General features: G+C 64.8%; 13 protein-coding genes and 1 pseudogene. 7 read left to right on the forward strand and 7 right to left on the reverse strand.

What is annotated here, in order from left to right; all coding sequences use genetic code 11:
• Nucleotides 1-3 precede the first annotated feature (3 nt).
• Nucleotides 4-1,308, forward strand: a complete 1,305-nt coding sequence (gene hemL, locus QMC81_04395) for a glutamate-1-semialdehyde 2,1-aminomutase (protein ID MDI6906717.1) — start codon at nucleotides 4-6, stop codon at nucleotides 1,306-1,308.
• Between the two features lie 135 nt (nucleotides 1,309-1,443).
• Here the strand turns inward: hemL and QMC81_04400 are convergent, their stop codons facing one another.
• Together QMC81_04400 and QMC81_04405 are read right to left on the reverse strand one after the other, a co-directional pair.
• Nucleotides 1,444-1,869, reverse strand: a complete 426-nt coding sequence (locus tag QMC81_04400) for an Hsp20/alpha crystallin family protein (protein ID MDI6906718.1) — start codon at nucleotides 1,867-1,869, stop codon at nucleotides 1,444-1,446.
• Between the two features lie 184 nt (nucleotides 1,870-2,053).
• On the reverse strand, nucleotides 2,054-2,488 hold the full coding sequence (locus QMC81_04405; GenBank protein ID MDI6906719.1) for an Hsp20/alpha crystallin family protein: 435 nt from the start codon (nucleotides 2,486-2,488) through the stop codon (nucleotides 2,054-2,056).
• A gap of 138 nt (nucleotides 2,489-2,626) precedes the next feature.
• On the opposite strand from QMC81_04405, the gene QMC81_04410 reads away from it, so the two are divergent.
• Nucleotides 2,627-3,172: an NUDIX hydrolase gene (locus tag QMC81_04410; GenBank protein ID MDI6906720.1), complete on the forward strand. Its 546-nt coding sequence runs from the start codon at nucleotides 2,627-2,629 to the stop codon at nucleotides 3,170-3,172.
• 44 nt (nucleotides 3,173-3,216) lie between these two features.
• Here QMC81_04410 and QMC81_04415 read toward each other — a convergent pair whose 3' ends face one another.
• Nucleotides 3,217-3,834: a septum site-determining protein MinC gene (locus QMC81_04415; protein ID MDI6906721.1), complete on the reverse strand. Its 618-nt coding sequence runs from the start codon at nucleotides 3,832-3,834 to the stop codon at nucleotides 3,217-3,219.
• A 149-nt stretch (nucleotides 3,835-3,983) separates the two neighbouring features.
• On the opposite strand from QMC81_04415, the gene galT reads away from it, so the two are divergent.
• The 3 genes from galT (at nucleotide 3,984) to QMC81_04430 (ending at nucleotide 7,954) form a co-directional block, all read left to right on the forward strand.
• Entirely contained in the window at nucleotides 3,984-5,036 is a 1,053-nt protein-coding gene (galT, locus tag QMC81_04420; protein MDI6906722.1) for a galactose-1-phosphate uridylyltransferase, read from the forward strand.
• Nucleotides 5,029-6,537, forward strand: a complete 1,509-nt coding sequence (glgA, locus tag QMC81_04425; GenBank protein MDI6906723.1) for a glycogen synthase GlgA — start codon at nucleotides 5,029-5,031, stop codon at nucleotides 6,535-6,537. The genes galT and glgA overlap by 8 nt, the downstream gene beginning before the upstream one ends.
• Nucleotides 6,538-6,763: 226 nt before the next feature.
• The gene (locus tag QMC81_04430; protein ID MDI6906724.1) at nucleotides 6,764-7,954 is read left to right on the forward strand and encodes a Xaa-Pro peptidase family protein; all 1,191 of its coding nucleotides are present in this window, start codon (nucleotides 6,764-6,766) and stop codon (nucleotides 7,952-7,954) included.
• Between the two features lie 22 nt (nucleotides 7,955-7,976).
• Here QMC81_04430 and QMC81_04435 read toward each other — a convergent pair whose 3' ends face one another.
• Complete coding sequence (locus QMC81_04435) at nucleotides 7,977-8,579, reverse strand: TIGR04086 family membrane protein (protein MDI6906725.1); 603 nt, start codon at nucleotides 8,577-8,579, stop codon at nucleotides 7,977-7,979.
• A gap of 144 nt (nucleotides 8,580-8,723) precedes the next feature.
• On the opposite strand from QMC81_04435, the gene QMC81_04440 reads away from it, so the two are divergent.
• Nucleotides 8,724-9,356 carry an ATP-binding protein gene (locus QMC81_04440; protein MDI6906726.1) on the forward strand — a complete coding sequence of 211 codons (633 nt, stop codon included), beginning with the start codon at nucleotides 8,724-8,726 and terminating at the stop codon, nucleotides 9,354-9,356.
• Entirely contained in the window at nucleotides 9,334-10,191 is an 858-nt protein-coding gene (locus QMC81_04445) for an endonuclease/exonuclease/phosphatase family protein (protein ID MDI6906727.1), read from the forward strand. Before QMC81_04440 ends, QMC81_04445 begins: the two co-directional genes overlap by 23 nt.
• Here the strand turns inward: QMC81_04445 and QMC81_04450 are convergent.
• The 3 genes and pseudogenes from QMC81_04450 to QMC81_04460 all read right to left on the reverse strand — a co-directional run bounded on the left by QMC81_04450 (nucleotide 10,075) and on the right by QMC81_04460 (nucleotide 12,123).
• A pseudogene (locus QMC81_04450) lies at nucleotides 10,075-10,371 on the reverse strand (sigma factor-like helix-turn-helix DNA-binding protein). The gene QMC81_04445 and the pseudogene QMC81_04450 overlap by 117 nt on opposite strands.
• Nucleotides 10,307-11,893, reverse strand: a complete 1,587-nt coding sequence (locus tag QMC81_04455; GenBank protein ID MDI6906728.1) for a recombinase family protein — start codon at nucleotides 11,891-11,893, stop codon at nucleotides 10,307-10,309. Before QMC81_04455 ends, QMC81_04450 begins: the two are co-directional and overlap by 65 nt.
• 23 nt (nucleotides 11,894-11,916) lie before the next feature.
• Nucleotides 11,917-12,123: a hypothetical protein gene (locus QMC81_04460; protein MDI6906729.1), complete on the reverse strand. Its 207-nt coding sequence runs from the start codon at nucleotides 12,121-12,123 to the stop codon at nucleotides 11,917-11,919.
• Nucleotides 12,124-12,213 lie beyond the last annotated feature (90 nt).

Consider the following 12,213-nt stretch of genomic DNA (forward strand, 5'->3'; position numbering starts at 1 on the left):
GGGATGGCCCTGTTGGCCTCTAGAGAGGATAACAGGTCGCGTGAACTTTTTCGCCGGGCGCAGCAGGTAATCCCCGGCGGGGTAAACAGCCCGGTACGGGCGTTCCGTGCCGTGCAGGGAAACCCGCCCTTCATCGCCCGCGCCGAGGGGGCCTGCATCTTCGATGTCGACGGCCGTCGCTACATTGACTATGTGAGTTCCTGGGGGCCGATGATCCTGGGACACGCGCACCCGGAGGTCCTCGCCGCCATTAAGGCGGCGGCCGAGAGGGGAACGAGCTACGGGGCGCCGACGGCGTCCGAGGTCGAGATGGCCGAGCTGATTGTCGACGCGCTCCCCGGCATGGAGATGGTGCGCCTGGTGAACTCCGGCACCGAGGCCACGATGAGCGCCATCCGCCTGGCCCGTGCGGTCACCGGGCGGGAGAAGATCGTCAAGTTCGCGGGCTGCTATCACGGGCATGCCGACGCCATGCTGGTCGCCGCGGGTTCGGGCGCTCTGACCCTCGGGGTGCCGTCAAGCCCGGGCGTGCCGGCCCAGACGGCCGCGCATACCATTGTGGTGGGCTACAACCACCTGGAAGACGTGGAGGAGACCCTGCGTGCGAACCCCGGCCAGGTTGCGGCCGTCATCGTTGAGCCCGTGGCCGGCAACATGGGTGTTATCCCTCCTCAGTCCGGCTTTCTGGAAGGGCTGCGGCGGCTGACGGCGGAATACGGCGCCCTGCTCATCTTCGACGAGGTCATTACCGGTTTTCGGCTCGCCTACGGCGGCGCGCAGACGCTATACGGCATCACGCCGGACCTGACATGCCTGGGTAAAATTATCGGCGGCGGGCTGCCGGTAGGGGCTTACGGCGGCCGGCGGGAAATTATGGAGCGGGTCAGCCCGTCCGGGCCCGTCTACCAGGCCGGAACCCTGTCGGGGAACCCCTTGGCCACGGCCGCCGGCATCGCCACGCTGCGCGCTCTGGAACGCCCGGGCGTCTACGAGGAACTGGAGCGCAAAGCGGCGCTCCTGGCCGACGGCATCGGGGATGCGGCCCGCGCCGCCGGGGTGCCCGTTACCCTGAACCGGGTGGGCTCGATGATGAGCACTTTCTTCACCGCCGTTCCGGTAACCGATTTCGCGAGCGCCTTGACCTCCGATACGGCGCGCTTCGCCCGCTTCTTCCACGCCCTGCTCGACCACGGAGTCTACATCGCTCCGGCCCAGTTCGAGGCGATGTTCGTCTCCCTGGCCCACACGGAGGAAGATATCGCCCGCACGGTGGAGGCCTTTGAGGCCGCCTTCCGCGCCGCGGCCTGAACGCGGTATTAGAAATAAGGAATTAGAAATTGGAAATTGGAGTTAGAGATTACAGGCCGGTTCCAATTACCGATTACCGATTTCAAAAAAAGGGGGGCTGGTGAGGCCCCCTGCTGCCGATACCGCGCTCGGCGGCTATTCGATCTTGATCTGGTGCTCCTTCTTGCGCCCTTCATCGTTTATGGGCACCCGCACCTCTAAGACGCCGTTTTTGTATGTGGCCTTCGCCTGCCCGGGCTTGACCTCCATCGGCAGGGGCACGGTCCGGGAAAAGCTGCCGAAGTACCGCTCGCTCAGGTAATAGTCTTCGTCTTTGACCTCCTTTTCCCGCTGGACGTCGCCCCGGAGCGTGATCGAGTCGGCGGTAAGTGTCACGTCAATATCGTCCTTGGAGGCGACGCCCGGTATTTCCGCCGTGACGACGACGTCGTTACCCTCCTGGGTGATGTCTATGCGCGGGATGCCGATGTCACGGCCCGGCCGCAAGAAGTCCCACATACGGTTCATCTGCTCGCGAAGGCTCTGAAGTTCGCCAAACGGGTCCCATCTTCTCACACTCATGTGGTGCACCTCCTGTTTTAGGATATGGGGATTCATGGTTGCCAATATCGTAAGTAAATCCACCAATGCAGACAAGTTCTTGTGCGCTCAATCACAAGCTGCATACCCCGGCGTCATCTGTTGTACCAAAAAGGCTGTCGCCAGAAGCGCCGGGAAAAGCCGGGAGGCCGAAAGGCTGGTGTCGTTACTGGATGGGCACGCGGTAGGGCTGCCGTCCGCGGTTGACCTCGGTCTTGGGAAGATGGATCTCCAGCAGGCCGTTTTCGTAGGAAGCCCTGGCCTCCTCGGGCTTGACCTCCACCGGGAGAGGCAGGGTACGGGAGAACCGCCCAACAAAACGCTCGGCGTGGATGAAGTCCTCATCCCGGGCATCGTAGTTACGCTTCAATTCGCCTCGGATGGTGAGGGAGTCCGGGGTGACGTGGATCTCAATGTCGTCCTTGGACGCCACCCCCGGCAGTTCCGCCGTGGCAATGAGTTCGTCGGGTGTTTGGTGCAGGTCGATACGGGGCGCCCCGCCGTCACGGAAGGTGACGGGGCGCAGGAAGTCCCACATGCGGTTCATCTGTTCGCGGATGCTTGAAAGCTCGCTAAGAGGATCCCAGCGTCTGATGCTCAAGAATAACGCCTCCCTCAGGGTTTGTTTGTGTCCTTAAGATTCCCCGCCGGCCGGAGTGTATACGCCAGGGGCAGGGCCTTGCTGGCGCGGGCGGCATGCATTGGGTAAAATAGTAGGGATTGATTAAGAGACGGGGGAGTGGCTGTGGATCTTACCGAGAAGCGCCTGGAAAGCTGTTATGTATACCGCGGCAAGGTCCTGAATATGCGGGTCGACACCGTCGAACTGCCCGGCGGGAGACGCGGCACGCGGGAGGTGGTGGAATACGCGGGGGCGGTGGCGGTCGTGGCTCTGGACAGAGACGGGCGGGTGCTGCTGGTACGGCAGTATCGTTACCCCGTGGGCCGAGAATTGATTGAGATCCCGGCGGGCAAGCTTGAACCGGGTGAAGATCCGGCGGCCGCGGCGCGGCGGGAACTCGCGGAGGAAACAGGATCCACCGCCGGGCGCCTGGAGAGGCTGCTGCGCTTTTTCTCGACACCGGGGTTTACTTCGGAGGAGATGCACCTTTACCTGGCCACCGACCTTGAGCCGGGGCCGGCGGCGCCTGATGAGGATGAGTTCGTCGAGTTGGTCAGGGTGCCGCTGGATACAGCCCGGCGCATGGTGGAGCGGGGGGAGATCTGCGACGCGAAGTCCATCGTGGGTATTCTTACGGTCTGCGACCGCCTGCAAGACCGTTGAAAAACGAAGTTTTCAACGGTCTTGCAGGCCTCTAACGGGCTTCCTCAGCCCTCCAGTACCACCTTGCCGTCCTTAAGGCGGGCGGTGTGCAGGGTCTGGCTGCCGGGAGAGGTGTGCAGGTCGTCGGCCAGGACCCCGGCGATCGAGAGCATCGGGGATCCAAAGCCAAGGGCGACGACCACCGCCTCCGGGTCGCCAACGGTGCCGGCGCGGACCGTGCCGGTGCAACGGCCCATAACGAGGATGCTGCCGGCTGCGTCGACCCTGGCTCCGGGGTGGATATCACCCAGGACGACAACGTGGCCGTGGTCGCAACGGACATCCTGCCCGGAACGCAGGCTCCGGTCCACGAGCACCGCGGGTTCAGCGTCGGGAAGGCCCGGGAAGGCCGGGGCCTTCCCGGCGACCGGAACCGGGCGCGCCACGGTCCGGGGTTTGTCCTTGATGGGGATAAGCCCGTAACGGCTCACCAGTTGCTCAAGTTCCTGCTGCTGTTCCACCGGAATAGGGGCTGCGGCGGGGCGAAAAGTGAACCGGGCGCCCCGGAAAAACCCTCGTGCCTGTTCTAGTTTTTGATGCAGGTTGGCCTTGATGTCTTCAAAGTCCGCCGGGGGCAGGTAGATGACCAGCCCCTGTCGCGTTCCCTTAATCTGCACTTCCATGGCCAAATCGACCACCCCGCCTAAGAACTGCCAATAGTAGTGGTTTTTCGATAGGGACAGACATTTTCCCTCCCCTTCTGCATAAAAAAAAATCATCCCGTGCACGCTCACCTTTAGGTGTTTGGAAATCGCGCGAAGGAGGTCCCCGCATGCCGGAGTGGAGGAAGGATCCGGTTGTCAACCGCTGGGTGGTCATCGCCACGGAACGGGCCAAGCGGCCGACCGATTACCGCTGTACGGTTGACGAACTGAACCCCCAGGCCTGCCCGCTCTGTGTAGGGCACGAAGGTCAGACGCCACCCGAGATCCTGGCTTTCAGGGAGCCGGGAACGGCCGCCGACCGGGAAGGCTGGTGGGTCCGGGTGGTCCCCAACAAGTTCCCCGCGGTGCGGGCCGACGAAAGGCTTTTTTCCTGGTGGGACGGCGTTTACGAGGCGATGAACGGGGTCGGGGCGCATGAGGTAATTGTCGAGACGACGGAGCACGTGAGCAGCCTGGCGACCCAAAGTGACAAGCAGGTTGAAGAAGTGGTCTGGGCCTGGCGTGCCCGGTTGCTTGACCTCCGGAAAGACAGCCGCTTGAAGTACATCCTCATTTTTAAAAATAAAGGCCGGGTTGGGGGGGCCTCCCTGGAACACGCCCACTCCCAGCTGATCGCCACCCCTATGGTTCCGGTGGATATCGCCCAGGAGGTGACCGGCGCGGAGGAGTACCGCCGCCAGAAAGGCACCTGCGTGTACTGTGACGTTATCGCCCAGGAGACGGCACAGGACCAGCGGGTGGTTATCGATGGGGAAAGGTTCATCAGCCTGGCGCCCTTCGCCTCCCGCTTCCCGTTTGAAATGTGGATCCTTCCGAAGCGCCACCAGCCGGACTTCGGCCAGATCGTGGAGGAAGACGTCCGCGACCTGGCCCGTATTTTGCGGAGTTCTTTGGGCAAGCTGGCGGCCACGGTATGCGATCCGCCGTACAATATCCTCCTGCATACCGCACCGGTCAACGTGGAAGATGCCGGCCATTATCACTGGCACCTGGAGATACTCCCGCGTCTGACCGTCATGGCCGGCTTTGAACTGGGCACGGGGTACTTCATCAATCCCACACCGCCCGAACTCGCCGCGCGGGCGTTGCGGGATGCTTCGGCCGTGGCCCCGCACATGGCCGCGGCGGAAGCGGGAAGGGAGGCACGGCCGTATGTTTGATCGCCCGTTGAAAATCCTGCTGGTGGCCGCGGAGGTGGTACCCTTCGCCAAGACGGGGGGGCTGGCCGACGTCGCGGGCTCCCTTCCCAAGGCGCTGGCCACCGTGGTTGACCACGGTCTGCCGCGGAACGATGTCCGGGTGGCCATGCCGCGGTACAAGATGATCGAGGGAGCACAATACGTCACCGACTTCCCGGTTCCCGTCGCCGATAGCCTGCGCACGGCGGTCGTGCGCAAGAAGGAGATCGACGCTCACTTCCAGGGCACGCACGCCGCGGTCCCGGTGTACATGATCGACAACTATCACTATTTTTACCGTGACGGCATCTACGCCTTCCAGGACGACGCCGAGCGGTACACCTTCTTCTGCCGCGCCGTCCTGGAGATGCTGCCGCGACTGAACTGGCAGCCGGACATCATCCACTGCAACGACTGGCAGACGGGGCTCGTCCCGCTTTACCTGCACCATCTCTACGGCGACCGTCCCTTCTACCGGCGGATCGCCACCCTGTTCACCATCCACAACCTGCAGTACCAGGGGAATTTCCCGCGTGAGGTCCTGCAGGTGATCGGCCTGGGGCCGGAATTCTACCACCCCGACCGGCTGGAGTTTTACGGCACGGTGAGTTTTATGAAGGCCGGCCTGCTGTGGGCCGATGTCCTGAACACCGTGAGCCGGACCTACGCCCGGGAAATCCAGACCCCCGAGTTCGGCGAGAGGATGGACGGCATCCTGCGTCTGCGGGCCAAGGACCTGTACGGGATCGTCAACGGGATCAACTACCACGAGTTCGACCCGAAATCCGATCCCCGCCTGCACCGTAACTACGACGCCGAGCACCTGGAACACAAGAAGGAGAACAAGTACACGCTGCAGCGGGAGATGGACCTGCCGATCAAGGACGTCCCGGTGCTGGGGATCATCTCCCGCCTGGTGAACCAGAAGGGCCTGGACCTGATCGGGGAAATCATCGATGAACTGATGCATCTGGACATCCAGGTTGTGGTCCTGGGGACAGGCGACCAGTATTACCACCAGCTCTTTTCCACCATTAAGGCCCGGTACCCACAGAAAATGGGGCTGCACCTGGGCTTTAACGCCGTGCTGGCGCAGCGCATCTACGCCGGGGCGGACATGTTCCTGATGCCGTCCCGCTTCGAGCCCTGCGGGCTCGGCCAACTCATCGCCCTGCGTTACGGGACGATCCCCATCGTCCGCGAGACCGGCGGCCTGGCCGACACGGTGACGGAATACAACCCGGCGACCCGGGTCGGGAACGGCTTCGCCTTCCACGAGTACAGCGGGCGCGCGCTCCATGACACGATCACCCGCGCCCTGCGGCTCTATCGGGAGGACGCCGGCGCCTGGCAGCAACTGGTGCGCAACGCCATGGAGATGGACTTCTCCTGGGCGCGTTCCGGCGTCGAGTACCTCCAACTCTACCGCACGGCCATTGAGAAGCACATTGAGGAGCAGAAGAGGGCCGCCCGCATCGCGTAGCAGCCGGCGGACGATCTCTTGCGGACTGTTCATGGGCGCTTCTTCGGACCGGATGCCGCCTGGCCGGCATCGGGCAAGGTCCCGGGGAAGCGCCCCTTCACGTCCAGCCGGGCCGTTGGGTGAGGCCTGGAGGGGGTTCACGGCCGCCGGGCGACTTCTCGGCGGGCGTTTCTTTACGGTCCGGCGCCGTCCCGGCTAGAATCGGGAAAACGAAGGAGGGGAAACGATGACCGATACCGCTCAACGCCGTGCCGAGTACCGGCGCCGGCAGACGGCCTTCCAGCGCCTCCTGGCGGAGAACGGGCTGGACGGAGCGATGATCGTGGAGGCCGCGGACCTGGTCTACCTGACCGGCACCCATCAGAATATGCACCTCTACGTCCCGGCCGAAGGACAACCGCTGTTGATGGTCCGGCGCGACCTGAACGCGGCGCGGGAAGACGCACTGGTGGATAATATCGTGCCCCTGCGCAGCTTCCGCGACCTCCCGCGGCTGATGGCCGAGGCCGGGCTGCGCCCGCCGGCCCGCCTGGGCCTGGAGTTCGACATCCTGCCGGTGGCCTTTTTCCAGCAATACCAGCGGGTCTTCCCGGAAACCCGTTTCGCCGACTGCTCCGCTATCCTGCGCCGCCAGCGGGCGGTCAAGAGCGACTACGAGCGGATGCTGCTGCGCGAGGCGGGCCGGCGCATGGACGCCCTCTACGCCCGCCTGCCCGAAGTGATCGCCGTCGGCCGCGGCGAGGCCGAAGCGGCCGGGCGCTTCGAGGCGCTCGCGCGGACGGCCGGGCACCAGGGGCTGGTGCGCATGCGGGGCTTCAACGCGGAGATCTTCTGGGGGCATTTCCTGGCCGGGGAGAGCGCGGCGCGGCCGGGACCCTTCGACGGCGCGGCCGGGGGGCCGGGACCGGGACCCGCGTTCCGCTTTGGCTCAAGCGGACGTCCGATCATGCGCGACGAGCCGATCCTCGTGGACTATCCGGGGGTTTTCGACGGCTACCTTGTCGACATCACCCGCATCGTGGTCGTCGGCCGCCTGAGCGCGGAGCTGGTGAGGGCGCATGAAGTGGCGCTGGAGATCCAGGAGCATCTGGTGCGGGAGGCGCGGCCGGGAGCGACGGCGGGCGCCCTCTACGACCTGGCCCTCGGGATGGCCCGCGACGCGGGGCTGGATGCCTACTTTATGGGATACGGCAATCCCGTGCCGTTCGTCGGGCACGGGGTGGGGATCGAGCTGAACGAATGGCCGGTGATCGCCCGCGGCGCCGCGGACGTGCTGGAGGAGGGGCATGTCCTGGCCCTGGAGCCGAAGTTCGTTTTTCCCGGTCAGGGCATGGTGGGGATCGAGAACACCTTCATCGTTGGCGCGGCCGGCCTGGAGCGGATCACCAACTTCCCGGACGCCGTAATGGAGATCTAACACCCCGGCACGAAGGGGTTTCTCAGGCGGTTACCCCAAAGATGCCTCCCAGAACTCCTGCGGACGCGGTCAGGAGCAGCTTGGTTCCGATGCCGAGCAGGGTAAGCGGCTCGGAGAGGATGAAGGCGGATACGAACAAGGTGAGCAGGAAAAAGCCGAGGCCGACGGCAAGCCCGTGCCAGAGACCTTTGCCCCCCGCCTGGCGCGAAGCGGCCGAGGCGCCGAAGGCCACGCCGAAGAAGATGGCGAAGGACGTGGCCCAGGGAAGCAGGGCCTCCGAAAGGCTGGAAAAGTAAAAGACGACAGAGGCGAAAAGGCTCAGCGCAATCACGCCGAGCACGGCCAGGAGCAGGCCCCGTCCGACCGCTTGCCAGTTTAGGAGCCCCGCCCGCGGTGTTTCATTGTTAAAGGCCATAAAGCATTCTCCTCCCGGGCATTCGTCTGACGCATTGTTATGCCGCGCGAGCCCGGGATATGTTTTCTTTTTGCCGCCCGGCACCGGCGCGGGAGGCCTGAATGGGACGGCCGCCTCGGTGGAGAGGCGGGACAGCCGGACAAGGGGACCGAGGACGGACGTGAAGCGGTCCAGGACGTCGATATCCCTCAGGATCTCGATTCCCAGCATCCTTCCTTCCGCCCGGGCGAACGCGGCGGCGATCCGCATAGGGAACCGGATACCTAGTTAAGAATGAGGTTGAGGCTGTGGGCGAGCGGGAGCACAAACATAAACACTAGCACCGCCCGAACGGGGCGGCAAGGGGGAAAGGAAGTGCGCGTGGGGCTGACCGGCGCGCAAGGGGTGGGAAAGACCACCTTGGCGCGGGAACTGGCTCGGATCCTGGGCTGGCGTTTGATCGAAGAGCAGGCGCGCGTCGTTTTCGCGCGCTGCCCGCAGACCAAGGGTAAGTTCAGCAGCGCCTTTCAGTGGCGTTGCCTTGCGGAGCAGATCAGGCTGGAGGAGGATGGGGACGACTTCATCGCCGACCGGACGGTGATCGATAACGCCGCCTACTGGATCAAGTGGCGCATGGCGCACTCTTCGAGTGCCGAGAACCTCGCCTATTACCGGCGCTGCCAGGCCCAGGCCGCGAAATACGACCTCGTGATCTATGTGCCGCCGGAGATCCCCCTGGTCGCCGACGGCTTCCGCAGTACAAACACGGAATACCAGGCGGAGATGGACTGGCTGATCAGCACCCTGATGCGAGGCCTGGTGCCCCCGAAACGCCGCCTGACCGTTACCGGCTCCATGGACGAGCGGGCGGCCCGGGTACTGGAGCGCATCAAGAAGCTGGCATCGATGCCACAAGCTTCATATACTGGGTGGTATGAAGGACCGGGGGAGTGGGCCGATGCGCCTCCGCGTGATGACCTACAACATGCGCCACGGCCAGGGCATTGATGGCCGGGTGTCGCTGAGGAGGGTACGCCGGACCATCGCCGGGGCGGTCCCCGACCTGGTAGCGCTGCAGGAGGTCGACCGCCTGGTATGGCGGTCGGGTTTCGTCCCCCAAGACGCTTGGCTGGGCCTGTCGCTGAAAATGTACCGGGCTTTCGGCCCTGCCATCCGGTGGAGGGGGTTTACGGCTTTCGGGAACGCCATCCTCAGCGGCCGGCCTCTTCTGGGTGCGGTGAACTACTCCCTTCCCGGCAAAGGGGAAAGGCGGGGCCTCCTGGTGGCCCGCCGGCCGGACTTCACGCTGGCCTGTACCCATCTGGGGCTGGACGCCGGGGAGCGCCGGGAACAGGTGGCGGCGATCCTCGAGATCCTCCGCCGCTACGACGGGCCGCTCATCCTGGCCGGAGATTTTAACTGCCGCAGGGAAGACCCCGAGCTGGAGGAACTGCATTCTTTCCTGCGGGATACGGCGCCGGACGCCCTACCCTACACCTACCCGGCCGAGCGCCCCTCGGTGAAGGCTGATTACATCTTTGTTTCCCCGCATTTTACCTGCCATAGCCTTTACGCCCCTCATTCGCCCGCATCGGATCACCTCCCACTGTGCGCCGACCTCGAGGTCGTGCTCCTGGAAGACTGCGGGCTTATTGGTCAGAAGGCGTCACTGGGCGCTTTCCAGACCGAATTCCCTGGTGAGCTTGGTGAGAGCGCGTTTTTCGATACGGGAGACATAGCTCCGGGAAATACCCAGCTTGCGGGCTATTTCCTGTTGGGTACGCTTAGCACCGTCGACCAGGCCGAAACGCAGGGCGATGACTTTCTTCTCCCGCCGCGTTAGGTGTTTGAGTTTATTCCGCAGGCGGTCCTGCTCGAAAATGGTCTCCACGTGGGCCTCGACCGCCTCCGGTGCGGTTCCCAGCACATCGCTGAGAGTGATCTCATTGCCTTCCTTGTCAACCCCGATCGGGTCCTGGAGGGAGACCTCCGCCCGCGTCTTTTTCACGGCACGCAGGTGCATCAGGATTTCCTTCTCGCTGACACCAGGTAAAATCTCCGCCCCGGGAGACCCTGACGTGGATGGTGACCTCCTCTCCGGGACCGATCAGGACGGCGTCAACCATGCGCTCTACTAACCGCCGTCGGTTTTCGGTTTCAAGGTCGTCCATGGCGTCAAGTATTCGGCAGGCGGCGGCAATGAGTTCCCGGTTGTTCCGGTGCAGGTTAAGGAGCCTGGCCTCGAGCCTTTTACGTTCCTCGGCCAGGGCCGCGGTCCGGACCGACGTCTGCCGCAGGACGGTCTCCCACTCCCGGCGGTCACACAGGCCGGCGGCGAAGGCCCGGCTGGCGGCGGCACGCCGCTCTCCCAGGCGGCCCGTCTCCTTCTCCAGACGGGCCAGGGCGGCCTCGGGGTCTTCCGCCGGGAGGTCCCGAGTATCGCGGAGGACCTCCGCCAGGCACTCCGGGGCGTAGAGGGTTTCCTTCGTCCAGGCCCAGACCGCCCCTTCCAACAGGCCGGCGGACCAGCGCACCTTTTCCGGATGGGTCCCGGGGCAAAAGTAGTAGGCGTAGGGATGAGGGCGGGCGCGGACCTGTTGGGCCCGGGCGGGGGCCCCGCAGACGGCGCAGCGGACCAGTCCCTTGAGGAGGTAGGCCCGCCGGCTGCGCGACCCCTGCCGCGCCAGGCCGGCCGCGACCCGCTCCTGGGCGGCCTGCCAGCGGGCGGGATCCACCAGGGGCGGGACGGGCACCGCGATCCATTGGTCCCGGTCGCGCAGGAGCGGGCGCCGCCTTTCTTCGGGGGGGCGGTAACGGTTAAGGGCCAGATCCTTGCAGTCATAACGGTTGGCCCAGAAGATGCCGGTGTAAACGGGGTTGGTCAGGATTTGCCGGATAACCTGGCGGTGCCAGTGCGGGGCGCTGCGTGGGGGGATTCCGAGGGCGTCCAGACGGCGGGCAATGGCGACGTAACTCAGTCCGTCCCTGACAAACAGGTCGTAGATCGTCCGCACCACCGCGGACTCCGCCGGGTGGGGGACAAGCGTCGCCGCTTCCGGGTCGTAGGCGTAGCCGTAGGGGCGGTGGGCCTGCGGCATCCGCCCGGCGCGAGCCTTCTGGATACGGCCCGCCATGGTCCGTTCGCGGATTTTCTCCTTCTCATACTGGGCCACGGCCCCGCGGATGGCATAGAAAAGCTGCCCCTCCGGCGTGTTCCGCCACTCGAAGTTAACAAACTCCAGGGTGGCCCCGGAGCGCTCTATCTCCTCGGTGATGAGGAGTTGGTGGACAACGTTGCGGGCAAAGCGGTCCGGATCCAGAACCACGATCAGGTCGACCCCGCCCTGCCTTAGCGTCTCACGCAACCGGGTGAGGCCGGGCCTGGCCAGTACCGCCCCGCTGACCCCTTCGTCCCGGTAGACGGCTACTTCGGTGGCCCCGAGCCGCCGCGCGCGCTCTTCACAGGCGGCCGCCTGGTAGTCCAGGCTGTAGCCGCATTTCGCCTGTTCTTCCGATGAGACGCGGACGTAGATCGCCGCCCGCACGGTCCGGCCGCCACCCTCCGCCTTTACCGCCGGGGCGCCCCTTTGCGCCGGTATAACCCCCGCCGAAGGATCGTCAGCCAACGGGCCAGGTCGCGCAGGCAGGCCAGCTTGTGCCGCCGCTCCTCGCCCGGAGTGGCGACGGGGACAAGTCGCAGCCTGGCTGCCCGCCGCTGGGCCTTGGCGGCTTTGCCCCGGGACTTGGCGGGCGCTTTATTTCCTTTTTTAGGCACTGTTTTCACGGGATCTCCCCTCCCCATTCCCGATGTATGGTCCGAACCTCCGTGGCTGACCAGGGATTTCATGGCATCATGCCGGGGCTG

The sequence above is a fragment of the Thermoanaerobacterales bacterium genome (assembly GCA_030019475.1).
GTDB lineage: Bacteria > Bacillota > Desulfotomaculia > Desulfotomaculales > JASEER01 > JASEER01.

Bases quoted from the DNA above. Each gene is read 5' to 3' on its own strand.
- hemL (MDI6906717.1), top strand. From the start codon at position 4: ATGGCCCTGTTGGCCTCTAGAGAGGATAACAGGTCGCGTGAACTTTTT.
- QMC81_04400 (MDI6906718.1), bottom strand. From the start codon at position 1,869: ATGAGTGTGAGAAGATGGGACCCGTTTGGCGAACTTCAGAGCCTTCGC.
- QMC81_04415 (MDI6906721.1), bottom strand. From the start codon at position 3,834: ATGGAAGTGCAGATTAAGGGAACGCGACAGGGGCTGGTCATCTACCTG.
- galT (MDI6906722.1), top strand. From the start codon at position 3,984: ATGCCGGAGTGGAGGAAGGATCCGGTTGTCAACCGCTGGGTGGTCATC.
- glgA (MDI6906723.1), top strand. From the start codon at position 5,029: ATGTTTGATCGCCCGTTGAAAATCCTGCTGGTGGCCGCGGAGGTGGTA.
- QMC81_04430 (MDI6906724.1), top strand. From the start codon at position 6,764: ATGACCGATACCGCTCAACGCCGTGCCGAGTACCGGCGCCGGCAGACG.
- QMC81_04435 (MDI6906725.1), bottom strand. From the start codon at position 8,579: ATGCTGGGAATCGAGATCCTGAGGGATATCGACGTCCTGGACCGCTTC.
- QMC81_04445 (MDI6906727.1), top strand. From the start codon at position 9,334: ATGCGCCACGGCCAGGGCATTGATGGCCGGGTGTCGCTGAGGAGGGTA.